This is a genomic window from Mycobacterium sp. NGS34, assembly GCF_059812845.1.
Map to the genome: position 1 here is coordinate 16,676 of NZ_JCALDM010000001.1, position 22,001 is coordinate 38,676.

The 22,001-nt window shown below is 69.2% G+C and carries 20 protein-coding genes, 1 tRNA gene, 1 other RNA gene and 1 pseudogene; 15 read left to right on the top strand and 8 right to left on the bottom strand.

The features are described 5' to 3' along the window. Nucleotides 1-110: 110 nt before the first annotated feature. The 3 genes and pseudogenes from AC5Y7V_RS00095 to AC5Y7V_RS00105 form a co-directional block, all read left to right on the top strand. Nucleotides 111-1,466, top strand: coding sequence for an FAD-binding oxidoreductase (locus AC5Y7V_RS00095; protein WP_499878036.1), 1,356 nt, complete (start codon nucleotides 111-113; stop codon nucleotides 1,464-1,466). Further along, the gene (locus AC5Y7V_RS00100; RefSeq protein ID WP_499878037.1) at nucleotides 1,463-2,773 is read left to right on the top strand and encodes a class I SAM-dependent methyltransferase; all 1,311 of its coding nucleotides are present in this window, start codon (nucleotides 1,463-1,465) and stop codon (nucleotides 2,771-2,773) included. The genes AC5Y7V_RS00095 and AC5Y7V_RS00100 overlap by 4 nt, the downstream gene beginning before the upstream one ends. Nucleotides 2,774-2,801: 28 nt before the next feature. After that, nucleotides 2,802-2,958, top strand: a pseudogene (locus AC5Y7V_RS00105) (gamma-glutamyl-gamma-aminobutyrate hydrolase family protein); the annotation flags it as partial. Here the strand turns inward: AC5Y7V_RS00105 and AC5Y7V_RS00110 are convergent. The 3 genes from AC5Y7V_RS00110 to ffs all read right to left on the bottom strand — a co-directional run bounded on the left by AC5Y7V_RS00110 (nucleotide 2,890) and on the right by ffs (nucleotide 6,249). Beyond that, complete coding sequence (locus AC5Y7V_RS00110) at nucleotides 2,890-4,701, bottom strand: DNA polymerase III subunits gamma/tau (protein ID WP_499878038.1); 1,812 nt, start codon at nucleotides 4,699-4,701, stop codon at nucleotides 2,890-2,892. The pseudogene AC5Y7V_RS00105 and the gene AC5Y7V_RS00110 overlap by 69 nt on opposite strands. A gap of 61 nt (nucleotides 4,702-4,762) precedes the next feature. Continuing rightward, a complete protein-coding gene (locus tag AC5Y7V_RS00115; protein ID WP_499878039.1) occupies nucleotides 4,763-6,058 on the bottom strand; it encodes an aspartate aminotransferase type Ic in 1,296 nt (431 codons plus the stop codon). A 94-nt stretch (nucleotides 6,059-6,152) separates the two neighbouring features. Further along, nucleotides 6,153-6,249, bottom strand: an RNA gene (gene ffs / locus AC5Y7V_RS00120) — signal recognition particle sRNA small type. A 67-nt stretch (nucleotides 6,250-6,316) separates the two neighbouring features. Between ffs and AC5Y7V_RS00125 the strand changes: the two genes are divergently transcribed. Both AC5Y7V_RS00125 and lucA read left to right on the top strand, forming a co-directional pair. Continuing rightward, nucleotides 6,317-6,405: transfer RNA gene (locus AC5Y7V_RS00125), tRNA-Ser, on the top strand. 102 nt (nucleotides 6,406-6,507) lie between these two features. Beyond that, nucleotides 6,508-7,287, top strand: a complete 780-nt coding sequence (gene lucA, locus AC5Y7V_RS00130; protein WP_499878040.1) for a lipid uptake coordinator LucA — start codon at nucleotides 6,508-6,510, stop codon at nucleotides 7,285-7,287. Nucleotides 7,288-7,306: 19 nt separating this feature from the next. On the opposite strand, the gene AC5Y7V_RS00135 is transcribed toward lucA, so the two are convergent. Beyond that, nucleotides 7,307-8,047 (bottom strand): enoyl-CoA hydratase/isomerase family protein, encoded by a 741-nt coding sequence (locus tag AC5Y7V_RS00135; RefSeq protein WP_499878041.1) that lies wholly within the window; start codon nucleotides 8,045-8,047, stop codon nucleotides 7,307-7,309. Continuing rightward, the gene (locus tag AC5Y7V_RS00140; RefSeq protein ID WP_499878042.1) at nucleotides 8,044-8,418 is read right to left on the bottom strand and encodes a hypothetical protein; all 375 of its coding nucleotides are present in this window, start codon (nucleotides 8,416-8,418) and stop codon (nucleotides 8,044-8,046) included. Before AC5Y7V_RS00140 ends, AC5Y7V_RS00135 begins: the two co-directional genes overlap by 4 nt. 119 nt (nucleotides 8,419-8,537) lie before the next feature. Between AC5Y7V_RS00140 and AC5Y7V_RS00145 the strand changes: the two genes are divergently transcribed. From AC5Y7V_RS00145 to AC5Y7V_RS00155, 3 genes are all read left to right on the top strand, one after another. Then, entirely contained in the window at nucleotides 8,538-9,044 is a 507-nt protein-coding gene (locus AC5Y7V_RS00145) for a lipoprotein LpqH (RefSeq protein ID WP_499878878.1), read from the top strand. Between the two features lie 95 nt (nucleotides 9,045-9,139). Continuing rightward, the gene (locus AC5Y7V_RS00150) at nucleotides 9,140-10,876 is read left to right on the top strand and encodes a hypothetical protein (protein ID WP_499878043.1); all 1,737 of its coding nucleotides are present in this window, start codon (nucleotides 9,140-9,142) and stop codon (nucleotides 10,874-10,876) included. Continuing rightward, entirely contained in the window at nucleotides 10,873-12,219 is a 1,347-nt protein-coding gene (locus AC5Y7V_RS00155) for a CHAT domain-containing protein (protein ID WP_499878044.1), read from the top strand. The genes AC5Y7V_RS00150 and AC5Y7V_RS00155 overlap by 4 nt, the downstream gene beginning before the upstream one ends. A 3-nt stretch (nucleotides 12,220-12,222) precedes the next feature. On the opposite strand, the gene AC5Y7V_RS00160 is transcribed toward AC5Y7V_RS00155, so the two are convergent. Continuing rightward, nucleotides 12,223-12,576, bottom strand: coding sequence for a hypothetical protein (locus AC5Y7V_RS00160; RefSeq protein ID WP_499878045.1), 354 nt, complete (start codon nucleotides 12,574-12,576; stop codon nucleotides 12,223-12,225). A 44-nt stretch (nucleotides 12,577-12,620) separates the two neighbouring features. On the opposite strand from AC5Y7V_RS00160, the gene AC5Y7V_RS00165 reads away from it, so the two are divergent. The 4 genes from AC5Y7V_RS00165 to AC5Y7V_RS00180 all read left to right on the top strand — a co-directional run bounded on the left by AC5Y7V_RS00165 (nucleotide 12,621) and on the right by AC5Y7V_RS00180 (nucleotide 18,453). Further along, nucleotides 12,621-13,943, top strand: coding sequence for a hypothetical protein (locus AC5Y7V_RS00165; protein WP_499878046.1), 1,323 nt, complete (start codon nucleotides 12,621-12,623; stop codon nucleotides 13,941-13,943). Continuing rightward, nucleotides 13,940-15,085, top strand: a complete 1,146-nt coding sequence (locus AC5Y7V_RS00170; RefSeq protein WP_499878047.1) for a hypothetical protein — start codon at nucleotides 13,940-13,942, stop codon at nucleotides 15,083-15,085. Before AC5Y7V_RS00165 ends, AC5Y7V_RS00170 begins: the two co-directional genes overlap by 4 nt. Nucleotides 15,086-15,122: 37 nt before the next feature. Continuing rightward, nucleotides 15,123-16,178 carry an NAD(P)H-dependent amine dehydrogenase family protein gene (locus AC5Y7V_RS00175; RefSeq protein WP_499878048.1) on the top strand — a complete coding sequence of 352 codons (1,056 nt, stop codon included), beginning with the start codon at nucleotides 15,123-15,125 and terminating at the stop codon, nucleotides 16,176-16,178. Between the two features lie 169 nt (nucleotides 16,179-16,347). Beyond that, nucleotides 16,348-18,453, top strand: a complete 2,106-nt coding sequence (locus AC5Y7V_RS00180; RefSeq protein WP_499878049.1) for a PPE family protein — start codon at nucleotides 16,348-16,350, stop codon at nucleotides 18,451-18,453. 5 nt (nucleotides 18,454-18,458) lie between these two features. Here the strand turns inward: AC5Y7V_RS00180 and lipL are convergent, their stop codons facing one another. After that, entirely contained in the window at nucleotides 18,459-19,748 is a 1,290-nt protein-coding gene (gene lipL, locus AC5Y7V_RS00185; RefSeq protein WP_499878050.1) for an esterase/beta-lactamase LipL, read from the bottom strand. Between the two features lie 42 nt (nucleotides 19,749-19,790). Next, a complete protein-coding gene (locus AC5Y7V_RS00190; protein WP_499878930.1) occupies nucleotides 19,791-19,943 on the bottom strand; it encodes a hypothetical protein in 153 nt (50 codons plus the stop codon). 88 nt (nucleotides 19,944-20,031) lie between these two features. Here AC5Y7V_RS00190 and AC5Y7V_RS00195 point away from each other — a divergent pair, with 88 nt between their 5' ends. The 3 genes from AC5Y7V_RS00195 (at nucleotide 20,032) to AC5Y7V_RS00205 (ending at nucleotide 21,982) form a co-directional block, all read left to right on the top strand. Continuing rightward, nucleotides 20,032-20,205 carry a CsbD family protein gene (locus tag AC5Y7V_RS00195; protein ID WP_499878051.1) on the top strand — a complete coding sequence of 58 codons (174 nt, stop codon included), beginning with the start codon at nucleotides 20,032-20,034 and terminating at the stop codon, nucleotides 20,203-20,205. Between the two features lie 87 nt (nucleotides 20,206-20,292). After that, entirely contained in the window at nucleotides 20,293-20,976 is a 684-nt protein-coding gene (locus AC5Y7V_RS00200) for a cutinase family protein (protein ID WP_499878052.1), read from the top strand. A 19-nt stretch (nucleotides 20,977-20,995) separates the two neighbouring features. Continuing rightward, nucleotides 20,996-21,982 carry an SDR family NAD(P)-dependent oxidoreductase gene (locus AC5Y7V_RS00205; protein WP_499878053.1) on the top strand — a complete coding sequence of 329 codons (987 nt, stop codon included), beginning with the start codon at nucleotides 20,996-20,998 and terminating at the stop codon, nucleotides 21,980-21,982. Nucleotides 21,983-22,001: the final 19 nt, after the last annotated feature.

Below are 22,001 nucleotides of genomic sequence, written 5' to 3' on the forward strand. Positions count from 1 at the left end.
TTGATGCCGCCCGCGCGCGGGTGCACGGGCTGTTTTCGAAGACTAGGGTATATGTGGTGCCTGTCCCTGGATCTGCACTCTCGGCCCACGCAGCGGGCGTCGATCGGTTGATGGCGAGTTATCGATCCATCCCCGCAACGTCCGCCGTCCGGCTCGCCAAGCCCACCTCAAACCTGTTCCGCGCCCGCACCAAACGCGATAGCCGCGGCCTGGACACCTCCGGTTTGACCGGCGTTCTCTCGGTCGATCCCGATACCCGCACGGCCGATGTCGCCGGCATGTGCACATACGAGGACCTGGTGGCCGCGACCCTGCCGTATGGCCTTTCGCCACTGGTGGTCCCGCAATTGAGGACCATCACCCTCGGCGGCGCGGTCAGCGGCCTGGGCATCGAGTCGGCGTCGTTTCGCAACGGCCTGCCGCACGAATCGGTGCTGGAGATGGACATCCTCACCGGTGCCGGCGAATTGCTCACCGCGTCCCGCACCCAGCATCCCGACCTGTTCCGCGCCTTCCCGAATTCCTATGGCACACTGGGTTATTCGACTCGACTTCGGATCGAGCTGGAACCCGTTGCACCGTTCGTGGCGCTGCGGCACATCCGCTTCCGCTCGCTGCCCGACCTGGTCGCGGCGATGGAACGCATCATCGACACCGGCGGGCAGGGCGGCACCCCGGTGGACTACCTGGACGGCGTGGTGTTCAGCGCCGACGAATGCTACCTGTGCGTGGGCCGGCGGACCGCCACGCCGGGCCCGGTCAGCGACTACACCGGGAAAAACATTTACTACCAATCGATTCGGCACGACGCGGTGGGGGTGGAGGCCACCAAGGACGATCGGCTGACGATCCACGACTACCTGTGGCGTTGGGACACCGACTGGTTTTGGTGCTCGCGCGCGTTCGGCGCGCAGAACTCGCGGGTGCGGCGCTGGTGGCCGCGCCGGTACCGGCGCAGCAGCTTCTATTGGAAGCTCGTCGCCCTGGACCAGCGTTTCGGCATCGCCGACCGGATCGAGAAACGCAGTATTCGTTCGCCGGGCAGTCCTCTGCGCGAGCGCGTCGTGCAGGACGTCGAGGTTCCGGTCGAGCGGACCTGTGGGTTCTTGGAGTGGTTCGGAGACAACGTGCCCATCACCCCCATCTGGCTGTGCCCGCTGCGGTTGCGCGATCACGAGGGCTGGCCGCTGTATCCGATGCGGCCGGATCACACATACGTCAACATAGGGTTCTGGTCCTCGGTGCCGGCCGGCCCCGAGGGAAGCTCGGCGGGGGTGACGAACCGTGCCATCGAGGCCAAGGTCAGTGAGCTCGACGGCCACAAGTCGCTGTACTCGGACTCCTTCTACACCCGCGAGGAGTTTGACGAGCTCTACGGCGGGGAGACCTACAACACCGTGAAAAAGACCTACGATCCCGACTCGCGTCTTTTGGACCTGTACGCAAAGGCGGTGCAACGGCGATGACGACCACCAAAGAGCCCCACCACACCACGACCGGCAAGCTCAGCATGGCCGAGATCCTGGAGATCTTCGCCGCGACCGGGCGCCACCCACTGAAGTTCACCGCGTACGACGGCAGCACCGCCGGCAACGAGGACGCCGAGCTGGGCCTGGACCTGTGTTCGCCGCGCGGCGCCACCTATCTGGCCACCGCCCCCGGCGAACTCGGCCTCGCCCGCGCCTACGTCTCGGGTGACCTGCAGACGTACGGCGTGCATCCCGGCGACCCGTACCAGTTGCTCAAGACGCTGACCGACCGCGTCGACTTCAAGCGGCCGTCCGCGCGGGTGCTCGCCAACGTCGTCCGCTCGCTGGGCTTCGAGCATTTGCTGCCCGTCGCCCCACCGCCGGAGGAGGCGCCGCCGCGGTGGCGGCGGGTCGCCGCCGGCGTCATGCACAGCAAGACCCGGGACGCCGAGGCCATCCACCACCACTACGACGTCTCCAACACCTTCTACGAATGGGTGCTCGGCCCGTCGATGACCTACACCTGCGCCGTCTATCCGCACGCCGACGCGACGCTGGAAGAGGCCCAGGACAACAAGTACCGGCTGATCTTCGAAAAGCTGCGGCTGCGGGAGGGCGACCGGCTACTCGACGTCGGTTGCGGCTGGGGCGGCATGGTGCGCTACGCGGCTCGCCGCGGTGTCCGCGCGATCGGCGCCACGCTGTCGGCCGAGCAGGCGAAGTGGGCGCGGCAGGCGATCGAGGACGATGGCCTGGCGGACCTCGCCGAGGTGCGCCACTCCGACTACCGCGACGTCGACGAGGACGAATTCGACGCCGTCTCCTCCATCGGCCTGACCGAACACATCGGCGTCAAGAACTACCCCACATACTTCGGCTTTTTGAAGTCCAAGCTGCGCACCGGCGGCCTGCTGCTCAATCACTGCATCACCCGCCACGACAACAAGGCGACCTCCTTCGCCGGCGGGTTCACCGACCGTTATGTGTTCCCGGACGGCGAGCTGACCGGCTCGGGCCGCATCGTCACCGAAGTCCAGGATGCCGGTTTCGAGGTGCTGCACGAGGAGAACTTCCGGCATCACTACGCGATGACGCTGCGCGACTGGTGCCGCAACCTCGTCGACCACTGGGACGAAGGGGTCGCCGAGGTCGGGTTGGCGACGGCCAAGGTGTGGGGCCTGTACATGGCGGCCTCACGAGTTGCCTTCGAGCAGAACAACCTTCAGCTCCACCACGTGCTGGCGGCCAACGTCGACGCCCGCGGCGATGACGAACTGCCGCTGCGGCCGTGGTGGACGCCTTAGCCTGGGCTAGTCCGATGGTGGCGACCCGTTGCGCCCGGCTACGCCGCGCTTACGGTCGCCACTAGCCCGATGGTGGCGACCCGTTGCGCCCGGCTACGCCGCGCTTACGGTCGCCACTAGGCGCCGTCGATCCGGCGCGCGCCCAACTCGTTCTGCAGCAGCTCGAGCGCGGCCTCTTCCGGATCGCGCCGCGGCCCTGCCTCACTGCGACCGGCCTCGGCCAGCATGTGCTCCTCTTCGTCACGCTGGGCCGAACCCCCGTCGGGCGGCTCGTCCGGGGGCGCTTCCCGCCTGGCGGCCGGGGCGGCGGTCGGCCCGGGTTCGGCCGCACCGACCTCGCAGCGCACCCTCCAGCTCACCCCCAGCGCGTCCTTGAGGGCTTCGGCGATGACGTCGGCGTTGCGCTGTTCGGACAGCCGCTTGGCCAGCGGCGCCGACGCGTGGGTCAGCACCAGCGTGTTGTCCTCCACCGCGCGGACGGTGGCGCCCGCGAGCATCACCTCGGTGGTGCGGGAACGCTGGCGCACCTTGTCGCGCACCGTCGGCCACATGGTCCGCACCGCCGAGGCGTTGAGTTCGCCTGGGGCAGCGGCGGATTCGGGCTCGGGCTCCGGCGCGGGCGCGGGCGCGGGAGCCAGCGGTGGAGCCTGCTCGGCGGCGGGCTCCGGGGTGGGCTCGGGTTTCGGTTCGGGTTTCGGCTGGGGCCGGGAAAAGGCCGGCCGCCGCGGCGGGGGGCTCGGCTCGGTGGCCGCCGCTTCCGACGCCGGGATGGAGACGCTCAGGCGGGCCTCGATCCGCTCGACGCGCTGCAGCAGTGCGGACTCGGCGTCGCTGGCCGAGGGCAGCAGCAGGCGCGCGCAGATCACTTCGAGCAGCAGGCGCGGCGCCGTCGCGCCGCGCATCTCCCCCAGCCCGGCCTGCACCACCTCGGCGTAGCGGGTCAGGGTCGCCGGGCCGATCCGCGCCGCCTGCTCACGCATCCGGTCCAGCACGTCCTCTGGCGCGTCCACCACGCCGCGGCTCACGGCATCCGGAACCGCTTGCAGCACAATGAGATCGCGGAAACGCTCCAACAGATCGGTGGCGAAGCGCCGCGGGTCATGCCCGGCGTCGATCACCGATTCGACCGCGCCGAACAACGCGGCGGCATCCGCGGCGGCCAGCGCGTCGACGGCGTCGTCGATCAGGGCGACGTCGGTGGCGCCCAGCAGGCCCAGCGCCCGCTGATAGGTCACGTGATTGCCCTCGGCACCGGCCAGCAACTGATCCAGCACCGAAAGCGTGTCGCGCGGCGAGCCCCCGCCGGCGCGAATCACCAGCGGATACACCGCGTCGTCGACGACGACGCCCTCCTGTTCGCAGATCCGCCCGACCAGGGCCCGCATGGTCTTCGGCGGCAGCAGCCGGAACGGGTAGTGGTGCGTGCGCGAGCGGATCGTCGGCAGCACCTTCTCCGGCTCGGTGGTGGCGAAGATGAAGATGAGGTGCTCGGGCGGTTCCTCCACGATCTTCAGCAGCGCGTTGAACCCGGCGGTGGTCACCATGTGCGCCTCGTCGACGATGAAAACCCGGTAGCGCGACTGCGCGGGGGCGTAGAAGGCGCGGTCGCGCAGCTCGCGGGTGTCGTCCACACCACCGTGGCTGGCGGCGTCGAGCTCCACCACGTCGATGCTGCCCGGCGCGTTGGGCGCCAGCGCGACACAGGAGTCGCACACCCCGCACGGGTTGGCCGTCGGGCCCTGCGCGCAGTTCAACGACCGGGCCAGGATGCGCGCCGACGACGTTTTTCCGCAGCCGCGCGGCCCGGAAAACAAGTAGGCGTGGTTGATTCGGCCGGCTTCCAGGGCGATGGACAGCGGCTCGGTGACGTGCTCCTGCCCCACTACTTCGGCGAAGGTTGCCGGTCGGTATTTGCGGTAGAGGGCCACGGTCAGCAGGCTACCGGCGCGCGCTGACTAAAGCCCGGGCGGCGTCGAGTGTGAGAAAGCGTCAGCTCACGCTCGACGGGGAGGCGACCAGCAGGGACTCGGAGGCGGCCAGCAGCGCGCAGGTCGCCAGCCCGTCGACCGCGTCGCGCAGGTTCGGCAGCGACGGGAAGGTCGGCGCGATCCGGATGTTCTTGTCGTCCGGATCCTTGCGGTACGGGAACGACGCGCCCGCCTCGGTCACCGCGATGCCCGCGTCCTTGGCCAGGGCGACGGTCCGTCGCGCCGTGCCGGGCAGCACGTCGAGGCTGATGAAGTAGCCGCCCTTGGGGTCGGTCCACGACGCGATCTTCGAGTCGCTCAGCCGCTGATCCAGGATCTCGAGCGTCAGCGCGAATTTGGGCGCCAGGATCTGCTGGTGGCGCAGCATCTGCAGGCGAACGCCGTCGGCGTCGCCGAAGAACCGCAGGTGCCGCAGCTGGTTCACCTTGTCCGGGCCGATCGATTTCTTGCCCGCGTATTGCAGGTACCAGGCGATGTTGCCCAGCGACCCGCCCAGGAAGCTGACCCCGGAGCCGGCGAAGGTGATCTTCGAGGTGGACGCGAAGACGTAGGGCCGGTTGGGATTGCCTGCCGCGGCCGCCAGACCGAGCACGTCGACCTGCCGGATGAAGTCGTGCGTCAGCGTGTGCACCGCGTAAGCGTTGTCCCAGAACAGCCGGAAGTCGGGCGCCGCGGTCCGCATCTGCACCAGCCGCCGAACCGTCTCCCACGAGTACGTGACTCCGGTTGGGTTGCCGAACACGGGTACCGCCCACATCCCCTTGATGGCGGGGTCGACGGCGACCAGCTCCTCGATGAGGTCGACGTCCGGGCCGTCGGCCAGCATCGGGACGGGGATCATCTCGACGCCCATCGTCTCGGTGATGGCGAAGTGCCGGTCGTAGCCGGGCACCGGGCACAGGAATTTGACGCTCGCCTCGTCCTTCCAGGGCCGCGGCGAGTCCACGCCGCCGTACAACATCGAGAACGCGACGAGATCGTGCATCAGCTCGAGGCTGGAGTTGTTGCCGGCGATCAGGTTCTGCACCGGGATGCCGAGCAGCTCCCCGAAGATTGCCCGCAGTTCCGGCAGGCCGTGCAGGCCGCCGTAGTTGCGGGTGTCGGTGCCCTCGGCGTCGCGGTAATCGTCGCCGGGCAGGCTCAGCAGCTGGTTGGACAGGTCGAGCTGCTCGGGCGAGGGTTTGCCGCGGGTCAGATCCAAAGCCAGCTTCTTGCCCTGCAACTCCGCATAATCCTGCTGGTTGCGCGCGTGCACCGCGGTCAGCTCGTCAGGGCTGAGGGAATCGAACGACGCCATAGCTATGCGGGCCCTTTCGCGGTCCGACCGGGGGTGGGATACCTGGCGATCGCAAGCGCGGCGGAGCCGGGCGAAGCGGGTCGCCAGTCATTCAACATAGGGGACCCCGCGCACCCGACAGAGCCCATTGACCCTTGCTGCCTTCCGGCCCTGGGGGAGTTCACAGGATAGACGCCGCGCGGGGTCCTTCGGCGAGTCTAGTACCTGGGCCCCAAGCAACCGGCGGCGACCGCGCGCCACTCGGTTACCATGGCCCACGGAGGATTCGCCTAGTGGCCTATGGCGCTCGCCTGGAACGCGGGTTGGGTTAACAGCCCTCGCGGGTTCAAATCCCGCATCCTCCGCCACCGGTCGTCCTCGCTTGAGGCGCGACCACGCACGGGGTTGTTTGGAATCGCTTTGACCGGCCTTTAGGCTGGCTTGGGCTTACCCGCAGCATGAGGAGGCGTATGGGGCGCAAGGTCGCCATACCGTGGCACGCGTCGTTTTCGGTCGCTGCCGGCGTCCTCTACTTCTTTTTCGTGCTGCCCCGCTGGCCTGAGCTGATGGGCGACACCACGCATTCGGTGGGGACGACGCTTCGGATTGTGACGGGTGTGCTGATGGCCCTGGCCGCGCTGCCCGTGGTGTTCACCCAGTTGCGGACCCGCAAGCCGGAGCTGGGGACCCCGCAGCTGGCCCTGACCATCAGGCTGTGGTCGATCGTCGCCCACGTGCTGTCCGGTGTGCTGATCATCGGGACGGCGATCAGCGAGATCTGGCTCAGCCTGGACCACGCGGGTCAGTGGTTGTTCGCGATTTACGGGGCCGCCGCCGCGATCGGCGTCATCGGCATCTTCGCCTTCTACCTGTCGTTCATCGCCGAGTTGCCGCCGCCACCGCCGAAACCGATCAAGCCGAAGAAGGCCAAGGAGCCCAAGAAGCGCGGCCTGCGCCGCAAGAAGGCGGACGAGGCCGACGAAGTGGCCGAAGAGCCCGACGCCGACGAGACCGACGAGACCGAAGAACCCGACGAAGCCGAAGAACCCAAGAAGGCGGAAGAGTCCGTCGAGGCCACTGCCGAAGCAGAATCGGACGCCGAGGACACCGAGGACACCGACGAGGCGCCGGCGGAAGCCGAGGACGCCGAGGAGCCCCGGGGCGGCCTGCAGAACCGCCGGCCGACCGGCAAGGGCTCACACCGGATGCGGCGCCGGCGCACCCGCGGCGGCATCGCGCTCGACGAGTGATTCGGCTGCTAAGCCAGCTTCAGCGACGCCGCAGGCTCTCGACGTAGGCGGCGAGGCGCCGCTGCGTCTCGGCCGCGCCCCACAACTGCCGGACTTCGCTGTCGACCAGGGCACCCTCGCGCATCCGCGCCAGGGTGGGGGCTCGCAACTGGGCCTTCGTGTGGCGATACGCCTCGGCCGCGATGCCGGCGAGGTCGGACGCCTCCGCCACCGCCGCCCCGAGGAGGTCGTCAGCGACGACGCGGTGGGCGAGCCCGTTGGCGATGGCGTCGTCGCCGCGGTAGACGCCGCCGCCGAGTAGCACGTCCTCGGCGCGGTCCCCGCACGCGTAGCGCATCACCTCGAGCGCGGCGACCGGGAACGGCACCCCGACCCGGACCTCGGACGCCCCGATCTGCGCTTCAGGGCTGATCAACCGGCGGTCGCAGGCGCAGGCCAGCACGCACCCGCCCGCGATGGCGGCACCGTTGATCGCGGCCACCGTGGGGCCCGGGTAGCAGAACATCGCCTCGAACGCCTCGGACAGCGCCGGGATCAGCCGGTCGGTGTAGCCGGCACCGCCCTCCACCACCCGGTTGAGGTCGACCCCGGCGCTGAACGCGCGGCCGGCGCCGGTGATCACGAGGGCGCCGCCGCCGGAGTGCTGCAGCTGCCCGAGCGCCTCGGTCAGCTCCTTCAGCAGCTCTACGTCCTGGGCGTTGACGCGCCCCGAGGAAAGGGTCAGTACCTGGACCGCGCCGGCGGCTTCGATCTCGATCACGGTGAAACGATAACGACGGGGATGTCGGTGTTTTCGTCGGTGTGATAGCTCGCGCACACTCGGTGGTAGCCGTCGGCGATCTGCAGCGGGACACCCGTCGTGAAATCGCCGCGCACCAGCAGAATCGGGGACAGCGCCTGCCCTTTCTTGATCTTGGACAGGTCGGCGGCGACGTGCGGGTTGTCGTCGGGCAGCAGCCTCAGCTGCGCCGCCCGCAGGATGTCTTTGGCCTTCTTGTGGCTGACGACTCCCGCCTTCAGTTTTTCGGCCAACGCATTGGCGGTGCCCGGCGCCGCGAGCAAGGCGAGGTAGTCGGCCGCCGCCGGGAAGTCATGCGCCTCAGGCTGTTCCAGCCACTTCACGCTCGCCACTGCGCGTCTCCCTTCGTGGGCCGTGTCGAGGCAGCCTACCGGGTGGGCTCCGAAATTGGGATCGGTAGCGAGGCGGCCGGTCTGTACTTGCGCCCATGACGACGCCACTGGGGCGGCGCATGAAGGAAGGAACTGCAGTGAAACGTCTTCTCGTGGGAGCCATTGGAACCCTCGGGGTCGCATCTGCGCTGGTGGGCTGCTCGAGCGGCGACCACTCAGCCAGCCCGGCGTCCAGCACAGCGCCCAGTGCCTCCACCGGCACCGGCACCAACGCGCAGGTCAAGGTTGGCGGCACCGACCTGGCCGGCCTGAACCCGTCCGCGGTGACTTGCGTCAGGACCGGCGGCAAGATCGACATCGGCAGCGGCTCCACCGGCGGTCCCCAGCAGGCGCTGGCCGTGGTCATGACCGACGCGAACCCCCCGGCGGTCGAGTCGCTGGCGCTCTTCGTCGACGGCAACGCCCTGTCGGTCAGCAACGGCATGGGTGCGAAGGTCGGGTCGGCCAACGTGGCGGTGGACGGCAAGACCTACACCATCACCGGCCAGGCGCAGGGCGCCGACATGAAGAACCCGATGGCGGGGATGATCACCAAGGACTTCAGCATCAAGGTCACTTGCGGTTGATCGATCGAACGCCGGGACGGCGGGCGTGCCTTCACTCACACGCCCGCCGCTCCGGTTCCTCGCCACGTTCGCGGCGGCGGACTTATGATGCAGCCGTGTCGATCCCCGGCGAATTGGAGAACGCGCGCCGGTTGGCGTTTGCCGCCGACGAAACCCGGGCGCGCGATCTGCTGCTGTCGCTGATACCGCAGATCGAGCGGGAAGACCGGGACGATCTGATGCTGGAGGCCCTCGCGCAGCTCGGTGAGATCTACTTGGCGCGCGGAGTGAATGACGGAGTGCGCGAGTCGATCCGGCGCATCCGCGACTGCGTGGCCGTCTACGAAGGAATCGCCGCGGGCACCATGCCGGAGGCCGCCGAACAGGTGCACATGTCCGACGCCGAGCTGGCGCACATGACCGCGCGGTACTCGCGGCGGGCGCAGTTTCTTCAGACGGGCCTGGCCGCCGCGCTCGGCGATCACGAGGGCGCCGCGACGGCACTGGCGGCGTTGGCGGACCAGGGCCCGCCGAACGATTTCGCCGACCTCGCCGACGAGCACGGCTACCTCGTCACGTATGCGCAAACGCTGTGCGCGAGCGCGCTCTGCGACGACGACCTGCACGTGCAGTCGGTTCCGTTGTGGGAGCAGATACTCGCCGCGCTCGAAGACCCCGATCGCCTGCGCGGCGACACCCCGTTCGGCGACTATCTCCGGGTCGCGGCGGCCACCGAGTACGGCAGGTTCTGCGTCGAGACGGGGCGATTGGCCGAGGCGGAACCCTGGCTGCGCCGCGCGGGAGCCCGCGCGCAAGCGAACGGCTGGGAATTGGCCGCGGCCAGAACGCAATTGGAACGCGCGGCGGCCCGCTGGGCGTCGGCCGATCACGCCGGAACCGAGAAATTGGTGTCGGAGGCCTACCCCGTGATCGCGCGTTACGACCGGGCGCACGACATCGCCCGATGCTGGCTGTACATGGGATTCACCAGGCTGGGATCCGGCGCCCTGCAGGAGGCCGACGACTGCTGGGAGCATGCCGAGCGGCACTGGCGCGAGCTCGGCAAGCCGCTGTACCTACACCGTATTCTGTTGCAACGCAGCTGGATCGCGATCTTTTGGAGCAAGTTCGCCGAGGCGGTCGAGCTGATCGCCGAGGCGCGCGAACTGCTCGACTCGTCGCCGCGCAGCAGTTGGCTGCAGTACGCGCAGCTCGACAACCACCTCGGCACGGTGTGGCGCGCGGATGCGTTGGCGGACCTCGGCTTCGACAGCTCGGGCGATCCCGACGAGACGCTGGAGGAAACCGAGGCGCGCCAGGCCGAGGGCCTCGGCATCCTCAAGGGCGAGATCGGCACCCCGGAGTACTGGCGCGGCATGAGCAAGCTCGAACAGGCGGCGGAGCTCAAGGTGCCGGCCGCGCTCGCGGTCGACTCGGTGCGGTATTCGATCGCCGACGCCGACGCGAGATCGCGCTGGGCGACCAGCGTTTCGGCGCCCATCCTGGCCGGGGCCTTCGCCGTCGCGTGGGAATGGGAGAACACCGAGCTCATCAGCGAGCTGGTCGAATACCACAGCGCCCGGGGGACTTTCGACATGGAACCCGAGCGCGCCAAGATCGGCGAGTGGGCGTCCACCGCGGCCCCCCCGGTGCTCATCGAGGACGGTCAGGCGCTGGCCGCGGCCGGCCCGCCGGCGGGCGGTGGCCGTTCACTCACGCGGCTGGGCCCGTTGCCGCCGCTGCGGATGCAGCCGGACGCCGCGCCGATCATGAGCCACTATCGCGAACTGGCGTTGCAGCGCTACGGCCGCGAGGTCACCGCCGGCGAACCCGCCTGGTCCACGTGGCCATGAGCGATCCGGACCGGCCGACTCTGGTCCTGCGGTTCGCCGACGTCGGGATCGTCACGTACGCGAGTTTGCGGGTGGTCGGGCAGCCGTCCCGGACCGTCAACTGGGTGGTGGAAGACCCGATCCTGCTTGCGGCCCTACAGGAGCTGGTCGGCGCCCTGCCGGAGCCGCACGGCACCGAGAGCCGCCGCGACGCGATCGAGCGGGCGCTGACGACGGGGCCTTTCGCGGCCCCGGACACCGAGCTGACGATGGCCTACATCCTCGGTGTGCTGCTCATCGGCGCCGCCGGCTGGCAGCTGTTGACGGAGTGCGTGGCGACGCCGCGTGCCGTGCTGTTCGTCTCGCCCAGCTCCCGGCTGGCGCGCGTGCCGTGGGGCCTGCTGGCGGTGCCGAAATCGGGGCCGAGCAAGGAAGAACTCGTGCGGGCCCGCCAGGACGCCATCACCGCCAGCGGCCGGGTGGCCGCCCAGATCCCCTGGCAGCTCGACGATATCGACGCCCGCACCGACGGCCACCGCCTGATGGAACTCGTCGACGTGCTGATGGCGGTGCCGCCCAACATCGTGCACTCGCCGCGGGCGCCGGCCGGCTGGGAAGCCCGCCGCGACCAGCCGCCGGTCCTGGTCCTCGACCCCCGGGTGCCCGGGCAGCGCCCGGACTCCGCGCTCGGCTCGGTGCTGGGCAGACCCTCGGCGGAAACCCAACTGGCGCAACACTTCACCGGGCTGATGAAGCGCCGGCCGGTGCTGCCGGACGTCGACGACGCGGTCGAACTGTTCCGCCGCCAGGACGCCGACCGCGTCTGGCTGGCCAAGCAGCTCGCGCAATCCCCGAGCCGGCTCATGTACGTCGGCCACGCCAGTTCGGCACACGGCCAGGCCGACCGCGCGGCGCTGCACCTGGCCTGCACGGCCGAGATTCCCGGCGACGCCGAGGCAATCGGCGACCATCGCCCGCTGACCGCGTCGGACCTGATGTCCTTGCAACTGCCCATCCCCCCGCGGGTCGCCCTGCTGGCCTGCGGATCCGGCGGCGACTATCAATTCGACGAGGCGACCGGCCTGGTGGCCGCGATGGTCCTGGGTGGCGCCCAGTTGGTCAGCGCCACCTTGTGGTCGCTGCCCACCTCCGCGGCCTATCGAATGTTCGCGGGCCACGAATCCGCCGACCCGATGGCCGACACCGTTATGGCCGTGGACGACGCGCACGACGGCGACGACGCGGGGTGCGCGGTCAACCGTTGGCAGCGCGCGCAGATGCGCCGCTGGCGTGACGGCGTCCTCGCCGCCAGCCCCCTGTATTGGGGCGCCATGGTCAGTTTCGCGGTGGACGGCGCGCGATAGCGATCAGATCGACGCCAGCCAGGACGCGTTGACGGCCATCACGTCGTCGGGCAGCGAAAGCTCCTCGCGGGCAGCGGGATCGAACGCCACCAACACGACCAGGCCGGGGCGAAGCATCGACAAGTCGGCGTCGTCGCCGCAGTGTGCCAACTTTCCGATGAACGTCTCACCGGACACGGCCACCACCTCGATGAAAACCTGGCGCTCGTCGCCGACGGTGCGCACGGTGCCGACCCCGACGGTTGGTCCCGCCGCGTTCCGGCGCCGGGCGAACCGGAGCCCGAGGGCCCCCAACAGCAGCATGATCAGCTTCTTCATGCCACCAGGCTCTAACGGCCAAACGGCTACCGAACCCAACTTTTCGGCTGCCGATATTTTTCAAAAGCCCCTATCCTGTCCAGGTGAGCGCGGATTCGCAGGTTGCGACGGTCGCCGCCGTGGGCCACCCGCGCCGGTCGGTGATCGAGGCTGCGTGGCGCGCGATCGGCCCCGGCGTCGAGGTGCTCAGCAGCGACGACGGCGGACCCTTGAGCCGGACCGTCAAGCGCATCATCGATCCGCTGGTGCTCCGGCTGCGATCCAATCCCCAGTATTCTGCCCCCGTCGTCGCACCGGAGACCGCGTCGGCGATGCACGAGCTCATCGTCGGCAGCGCACGCGAACTGCGTTCCGCCGCAGCGTGGTTCGATACCCTCAAGCTCGAGCGCCGCCGGCAGCGCATCCGCACCGGCAACGCCCAGGAACTGTACTTTCCGGTCTGCTTCGAGCTGGCGGTGACGAAAGGCCCACCGGCGCCGCAGGATAGCGAGACGGCGGCCGCGGTGCTGCACGACATTCACCAGGGCCGCGACCGCACCGCGATCGAGGTGCTGCATCAATACGTGGCGAACGCCGACGTGGTGGCGGCGCTGGCCGCTCAGCTCGACCGCAGCTGGCGCGACGTGCGTCCCGCGGAAACGGACCGGACCGGGGCGTTTTTCGCCGAGCTCGGCACGGTGCTGGGGCCGGCCAACAGCCACCGGGCCGCGGCGGCGCGGGAGCGGGTCTGGTCGGCCGTGATCGCCGACGCCACGCCGTACAACCTGGGCGCCCTGGCCCGGGTCGAGGCCGCCGAGCTGCCGTGGTCGATCGTCGGGCTGGGCCTGAGTTCCGTTCAACCACAACGGCAACCACCGATCGCGGGCGGCTCCGACAGCGATCGCCCGCTGGATCGCACCGTGGTCGACCGGGTGCGCGGGACGCTGCGGCGCGCGCTGGACCGCGACGCGCTGCCCGACATCCCGCTGCTGTGCGAGGAGGAGGTCGACCGCGCCGCGGCGCCCTGGGGGCTGCTGTCCGAGGACAAACAGGCGACCCTGGTGGCCGGCATCGAGATCGCCGTCGAGCTGTCGCCGCTGGACCCCTCGGTCTCCAGCCGCTACGCGCTGGCGGCCCAGATCCAGGCCCGCCTGCGCAAGGAGGCCTACGTGCTGCACGCGCGGCGCTACCTCGCCGAGGGCGGCCCGATTCATCCGCGCCAGCGGCAGGTGGTCGACGACCTCGCCGCGTACGCCCAGCCCTACCTGAGCCGGCTGTGGGCACGGCTGCACGGGCGCGACGTCTGGCAGGAGCCGTGCGACGACGTCGACGAGGTGCGCTCGCTGCTGGAGGGCGTCGCGCGATCGGTGAGCCTCGACCATCGGCAACGCATCAAGGCGATGCTGGAATTGCAGGTGGCCGGATGAGACTGGTCGCCGATTCCGGGCTGTGGAGCACCGGCCCCGCCACCGCCGATTCGCCGCTGGCCGCGGTGCTGGAGGTCAGCGGCGGCGTGCTGTCGTGGACGATCGACGAACCGACCGGCGACGCGTCGGCCTCGGAGGCCCGGATCACCTTCACCGATTTGTCCCGCGCCGACTGGCTTTGGCGCGTGCTGGGCGAAGCCGGGCACGTGGCACTTGCGGGCGCGGTCGACGGCGCGCCCGACGAGCCGCGCGCCATCGAGCTCGCCGGGGTCGACATCGTGCCGGGCTCGGTCGACCCGCTGCGGCGGCTGGCCATCGGGCATTGGCTGCGGCGGTGGTGGCCCGCCAGCCGCCTCGACGGCATCGCCGGCCTCGATCGCGCGCTGCTCGACGTCGAGGTTGCGCTGCTGACCTCGGGCGCGCAGGGTTTCTTCACCGACGACACGCTGGATTCCGACGTGGTGGGGTTGCTGGCACCGCACGGCCCCGCGCTGCTCGCGCACCTGCGCGACGGCGATCCGCGGATCCGCGATTTGGTGCGGGCCGGCGCCGGGCTGGCCGAGGAGGTCGGTGTGGACGGCGACGGCTGGCCGGAGCTGTATGCGGCGCTGGATGATCCGAGCGCAGAACTCGGCGTCGGTAGCGGGCGGCAAGACGACTACGCGCTGGCAGCCGGCGCCGACGCAGCTCCGCGCGGCGCGGTCCCGATCGCCCGCGGTGTCGCGTCCATCGGCTGGGGCGCGGTTCCGCCCGGCATCTTCGACGCGGGCGAGGACACGATCGACTGGACCGTCCAGATGGCCGACGCGGCGGTGGTCGCCGTCGTGCGGGCGGCCGTCATCGGCCCGGACCCGGCCACCGGCATCGCGGTGCGGCTGCGGTCCGGGGAGGTCAGCGGCAGCGGCGCCCTGGACGCCCACGGCGGCGCGGTCCTGCCGCTCGTCGACGGCGAGCAGCGCCCGGTGACGGAGGCGGCCGCCTGGGACCACGATTGGTCGACGACGTCGGTGATCGTCGGCGCCCAGGCGTCGGAGGCGCGCGAGACCCGGGAGCGGGTTCGCCGGTGGGCCAGGGCACGGCTAGACCGGCCGCCGCACGACGCGTTCCTTGCGGAGATCGTGGCCGGCGAATCCGACTACTGAGCTTCTCGGCGGCCCCGCCGGTCCCTATGCTGAGCGAGTGCCAAACAACTATCGGGTCGTCCAGTGGAACACCGGAAACGTCGGCAAGAGCTCGCTGCAGTCGATCGCCGACAATCCCATGCTCGAACTCGTGGGCTGCTACGCCTGGTCGCAAGACAAGGTCGGTCGCGACGCCGGTGAACTCGTCGGCATCGCGCCCCTGGGCGTGAGCGCCACCAACGACGTCGACGCGCTGCTCGCCCTGAAACCGGACTGCGTCGTCTACAACCCCATGTGGATCAGCGTCGACGAACTGGTCCGCATCCTGTCCGCGGGCGTCAACGTGGTGACGACGGCGTCGTTCATCACCGGCGCCAACCTCGGCGAGGGGCGTGACCGGATCGTCGAAGCCTGCCAGAAGGGCGGCTCGACGATGTTCGGCTCCGGGGTCAGCCCGGGCTTCGCCGAGCTGTTGGCCATCGTCTCGGCGATGGTGTGCAACCGGATCGACAAGGTCTCCGTCATCGAGGCGGCGGACACCACGTTCTACGACTCGCCCGACACCGAGAAGCCGGTCGGCTTCGGCCAGCCGATCGACCACCCGGAGTTGGCGGAGATGGCGGAGAAAGGGACTGCCATTTTCGGCGAGGCCGTGCGGCTGGTGGCCGACGCGCTCGGCGTCGAGCTCGACGAGGTGCGTTGCGTGGCCGAATTCGCCCAGACCACAGCCGATCTCGAGATGGCGTCCTGGACCATCCCGGCCGGATGCGTCGCGGGCGTCTACATCAGCTGGCAGGGCGTCGTCGGCGGCAAGACGTTGATCGACCTCAACGTCCGGTGGCGCAAGGGACAGACACTCGAGCCCGATTGGAAGATCGACCAGGACGGCTGGGTCATCCAGATCGACGGGCAGCCAACGGTGACAACCAAGGTCGGCTTCCTGCCGCCCCCGTACTTCCAGGCCGAGACGATCGCCGACTTCATGGCGCTCGGGCACATCATGACCGCGCTGCCCGCCATCAACGCGATCCCGGCGGTCGTCGCCGCCCCGCCGGGCATCGTCACCTACACCGATCTGCCGCTCACGCTTCCCCGCGGCTTCGCGAAGGTGTGACCGGGCGAAAGGCCCACGCAATTTTTGAGTTTGAACCGAATTGGCGAAAACGGCCACAGTCGATCGGTCTGCTCGTATAGTCTGCTTCGTTCCGCTGCGGGGGCGGGCGCTTTGAGGTCGGCATGGCGTGCGCCGCCGCAGCATCTTGCGCCCAGAAGGGACTGCGGCGATGAACTTTTCGATTTTTCCCCCGGAGATCAATTCCTCGCTGATATTCAGCGGCGCTGGATCCGGTCCCATGTTGGCCGCGGCGACGGCGTGGGACGGGCTGGCCGCCGAGTTGGGATCGGCGGCCGACTCGTTTTCGTCGGTGACCAACGGCCTGGCGGGCCAGGCGTGGCAGGGCCCGGCGTCGGCGGCGATGATTGCCGCGGCAACCCCCTACAGCGGATGGTTGAGCACCGCGGCGGCCCAGGCGCAGACCGCGGCCGCACAGGCCAAGGCGGTGGCGAGCGCCTTCGAGTCCGCCCTGGCGTCCACGGTGCACCCGGTGCTCGTCGCCGCCAACCGCAACCAGCTGGTGCAGCTGGTGCGCTCAAACCTGTTGGGCTTCAACGCCCCAGCGATTGCCGCCGTCGAGGGCCAATACGAACAGATGTGGGCCGCCGACGTGGCCGCGATGGTCGGCTATCACGGTGGGGCGTCGGCCGCGGCCGCGCAATTGGCGTCGCTGCCGCAGCTGCTGCAGAGCCTGCCCGCCGCGGCCACCCAGGCGGCGGCGGTCGCCATATCCGACGATCCCGTGGTCGCCGCCGTCAGGCAGACGTGCGACGGGTCGGTGTCCAAAGCGCTGACCATCCGCCAGGCCGCGGCCAGAAAGGTCGATGGTAGCGTCCGCACGCTCACCAGCACCGTGCCCTCGGCCGGGGCCGCGGCCGCGCCCGCCATCAACCTCGGCCCCGGCAACACCGGAAACTCGAATCTCGGCAGCGGCAACGTCGGCGACCTCAATTTGGGCAGCGGAAACATCGGCAACCAAAACCTCGGCAACGGCAACACCGGAGCCACCAACCTGGGCAGCGGCAACACCGGCAACCTCAACGTGGGTAGCGGCAACATCGGCAGCCAAAACATCGGCTCGGGCAACATCGGCTTCCAAAATCTCGGCCTCGGCAACAACGGCAGCAACAACGATGGCAACGGCAACATCGGCAGCGGAAACTTCGGCAGCGGCAACAACGGCAACGCCAACTTCGGGTTCGGCAACTTCGGTAGCAACAACATCGGCTTCGGGAACTCGGGTGCCGGCGGCACCGCGGGCAACGGCAACATCGGCGCCGGGAACACTGGGAACAACAACATCGGCTTCGGGCTTACCGGCAACAACGAGATCGGCGTCGGCAACACCTACTTCAACACCGCGACCAATCAGTTCAATTTCGGCGGGCTGAACTCCGGCAGCGGCAACATCGGCCTGTTCAACTCCGGCACCAACAACGTCGGCTTCTTCAACTCCGGCCACGGCAATTTCGGCATCGGGAACTCGGGCGTCACCGATACCGGCCTCTTCAACTCCGGTCACGTCGACACCGGCATCTCAAACTCGGGCGGTCTCGACATGGGCTTCGGCAATGCTGGTCCGGACCAGTTCTCCGGCGGCAACCTGGGATTCGGTAACTCCGGCAACGGGAACTTCGGCTTCGCCAACTCGGGCAGCCTCAACGCCGGCTTCGGGAACTCGGGCGTGCAGAACATGGGCATGTTCGATTCGGGCGTCGGCAACACCGGCAACTTCAACGCGGGTACCGACAACACCGGCGACTTCAACGCGGGCGACTTCAACACCGGTAGCGGCAATTCGGGTGAGATCAACACCGGGTTCTTCAATTCGGGCACCCTCAACACCGGCGTCGGCAGCTCAGCCATCCAGTCGGTTAACAATTCCGGCTTCGGCAACGCCGGCGCGGATCAGTCGGGCTTCTTCAACACGGGCGGCGGCAGCTTCAACTCGGGCTTCTTCAACAGCGGCGGCACCGCCTTTAATAGCGGCTTCATGAATTCCGGCAGCGGCATCGGGAACGTGGGCTTCTTCAACTCCGGCACATCGGCGTCGGTCGGGTTCATGAACTCCGGCGGCGGCAATGACGTCGGCTTCTTCAACTCGTCCACAGGCACGTTCAACATCGGCATCGGGAACTTCGGCAACGCCGCCTTCGACACCGGCCTCTTCAACGCCGGCAGCTTCAGCTCGGGCCTGGCGAACATGGCCACCTCCTTCCTGAGCTCGGGCGCCTTCAACGCGGGCATCGGCCAGTCGGGCTTCTTCGGGTTCTGAGGGGCCTAACCGCTGGACGCGACGGCCCGGCGCCTGGCGGCCTTGTAGGCCGCGCCCAGCTGCGGCACCTCGAGCGGGCCCTGGTGGCGGGCGGCCTCGATGGCGTTACGCAGCGGGCTGGCCAGGCCCGCAAAGGATCCCATGTCGAACAGCAGCGGCGTCAAGAGCCGGTTGTGCACAAAACCGAAGGCGCTGCCGGATTCCGGGTCGGCCCAGCCGAGGGTGCCGCCCAGGCCCACGTGGCCGAAACCCTTGAGCAGGCCGGGCACCGGTGACTCGTGGTAGCCCAGGTGAAAAGGCATGGGCACCACCATGTTTGCGTCGGGCCACTTGCGTTGCGCCTGCCCCGCCAGACCGCCCGCCAACTCCTCCGAGAGATATTTCTTGCCGTCCATCCGGCCGCCGTTGGCCAGCGCGGCGTACATCTTGGCCAGCCCGCGGCCGGTCACCACGCCGTTGGCTGCCGGCACCTCGCCGTCCAGGAATCCGGTGTCGCCCTTGATGAGGGATACGACGCCGGGGAAATACATCGCCCCCAGGGCGCCCGAGAATGGCAGGCCGGCCAGTTTCGGTGCGATGAAGTTGAACACCGGGGCGCGCAGCCTGCCCTGCGGTATCAGGATCTGCGCCGCCTTGGTCGGCGCCCCCTCGGGTGGGCGGCCCAAATGCAGGCCGTCGGTGTTGAGCGGGCGCGCGATCTCCTGGCGGATCAGCTCTCGCATGCCCTTTCCGGTCACCGCCCGGGCCAGGCCGGAGAGCAGCCATCCGTAGGTCAGCGCGTGATAGGCCTGCACGCCGCGCAGATGGTCGACGGGCGCGGCGGCCAGGCGCTCCTCCATGAGCGCGTGGTCCATCAGCTCCGTCTTCGTGACGCCGCGCAGGTGCGACAGCCCCGATCGATGCCGCAGCACGTCGCGCACCGTGATGTCGGCCTTCCCGTTGGCCGCGAATTCGGGCCAGTATTCGGCGACCGGATCGTCATAGGACAACAGGCCGCGGTCGGCCAGCCGGTGAATCACGGTCGACGCGACGCCCTTGGTCGCCGAGAACACCATCGCGCCGGTGTCGGCGGTCCAGCGCTCGGTGCCGGCGCGGTCCGACCAGCCCGTCCAGACGTCGACGACGGGCACGCCGTCGATGAACACGGCCAGCGCTCCGCCGCCGAAGCGGCGGCCGGGGAACAGCCGGGCGAAGATGCCGATGACGTTCGCGAAATGGGGGTCCGCGGCGCCGGACACGCCCCGCGGCAAGCCCTCGTCGGCCACCAGCAGGGTCGATCCCCGGCGCGATGCCATCACGGCATCAAGCTATCAGCCGGCAAAAGCGCTGAACACAGCTCAATCCGGGGGACCATGGGGCGGTTCGCCGGGCGGGTGATCCGGGGGCGGGGCGTTCAACCACTTCCTGAGCCGAAAAAGCTGATTGACCACCATGCCGATGCCCAACAACATGAGTGTCGCCACGATCGCCACCACCACTGCGGTGCCCACAACGTCCATGATGACAGGCGGAGTCCATGATGACAGGCTGGGCGACCTGCGGTTTCGATATGGCCCGCCGCTGGGTAGCCACAATCCCATGAGCGCTACAGACAAAGCAAAGAACAAGATCGAGGACGTGGGCGGCCGGGCCAAGGAGGCCATCGGCCGGGTCACCGGGGACGACCGGACCAGGGACGAGGGCCGGGCCGACCGGGCGAAGTCCAGCCTCAAGGACGCCGGCGAGAAGGTGAAGGACGCCTTCAAGCGGTAATCGATCGCCCGACCAGTCTGGCAATCCACGGCCTTCGTGGCGTCGAATGTCAGGTAAAGGACACCGATGAGACGAAGGTCTACAAACATGCGCCGATTCACGACATCCCTGGGAGTGGCGGCGCTGTCGGCCGCCTCCGCACTGCTCGGCGCGCCCGCGCCCGCCTCGTCGGCCGACTCGTGCCCCGACGTCGAGGTCGTCTTCGCCCGCGGTTCTGGCGAACCGCCCGGTGTCGGCGGCGTCGGCGGGTCGTTCGTCGATGCGCTGCGCGGGCAGATCGGCGGCCGGTCACTAGGGGTCTATCCGGTCAATTACCCCGCCAGCACCGACTTTTCCAACAGCGATTTCCCGCTGACCGTCATCGACGGCATCCGTGACGCGGGGTCGCACATCGAGTCGATGGCGGCGAACTGCCCGAAGACCCGCGAGGTTCTCGGCGGCTACTCGCAGGGGGCGGCGGTGGCCGGATTCGTCACCTCCGCGGCCGTGCCGCCGGGCGTACCGGCGTCCGCAGTGCCTCAGCCCATGCCGCGCGAGGTCGCTAACCATGTCGCCGCAGTCACGCTGTTCGGGACACCGTCGGGTCCGTGGCTGCAGAAGTACGGCGCGCCGGTGATCGCGATCGGGCCGCTGTATCAGCCCAAGACCCTCGAATTGTGCGCGCCCGGCGACGGGATCTGCGGTGACGGCAACGACGCCTTCGCGCACGTGTCCTATTCGGTGAACGGGATGACGGAGCAAGGGGCGACCTACGCCGCGAGCCATCTGTAGGCCCGTGCAGAATCGCAGCATGCATGTTCTGGTCACGGGCGGCACGGGTTTCGTCGGCGGTTGGACCGCCAAGGTCATCGCGGACGCCGGGCACTCGATCCGGTTCCTGGTTCGCAATCCCGATCGGCTGAAGACGTCCGTCGCCAAGTTGGGCGTCGACATCTCGGACTTCGCCGTCGGCGACATCACCGATCGCGTTTCGGTGCGCGAGGCGCTGCGCGGCTGCGACGCCGTCGTGCACAGCGCCGCCCTGGTGGCGACCGACCCGCGCCAGACCAAAGAGATGCTGACGACGAACATGCAGGGCGCGCAGAACGTCCTCGGCCAGTCCGTCGAGCTGGGTCTGGATCCGATCATTCACGTGTCGAGCTTCACCGCGCTGTTTCATCCAGGCCTGGAGACGCTCACGGCGGACCTGCCGGTCGTCGGCGGGGCCGACGGCTACGGAACGTCCAAGGCGCAGGTGGAAATCTATGCCCGCGGACTGCAGGACGCCGGCGCGCCCGTCAACATCACCTATCCCGGGATGGTGCTCGGGCCCCCGGTCGGCGATCAGTTCGGTGAGGCCGGCGAGGGCGTCAGGGCGGCGGTGCAGATGCACGCGATTCCGGGGCGCAGCGCGGCCTGGTTGATTGTCGACGTCCGCGATCTGGCCGCGTTGCACGCCGCGCTGTTGGAGCCCGGGCGCGGGCCGCGCCGCTACACGGCTGGCGGGCATCGGGTCCCCGCGGCCGAGCTCGCGACCATGCTCGGCGAGGTCGCCGGCACCCCGATGGTCGCGATTCCCATCCCGGACACCGCGCTGCGCGTCGCCGGGGCGGTGCTCGACCGGGCGGGCCGGTTCTTGCCGTTCGAGACGCCCTTCACGTCGGCGGGGATGCAGTACTACACGCAGATGCCGGCGTCGGACGACTCGCCCAGCGAGCGGGAACTCGGCATCACCTATCGGGACCCGAAGGACACCGTGGCCGACACGTTCGAGGCGCTGCGCGCGGCCAGCAATTGACGTTTGCTGGAAGTCCTCC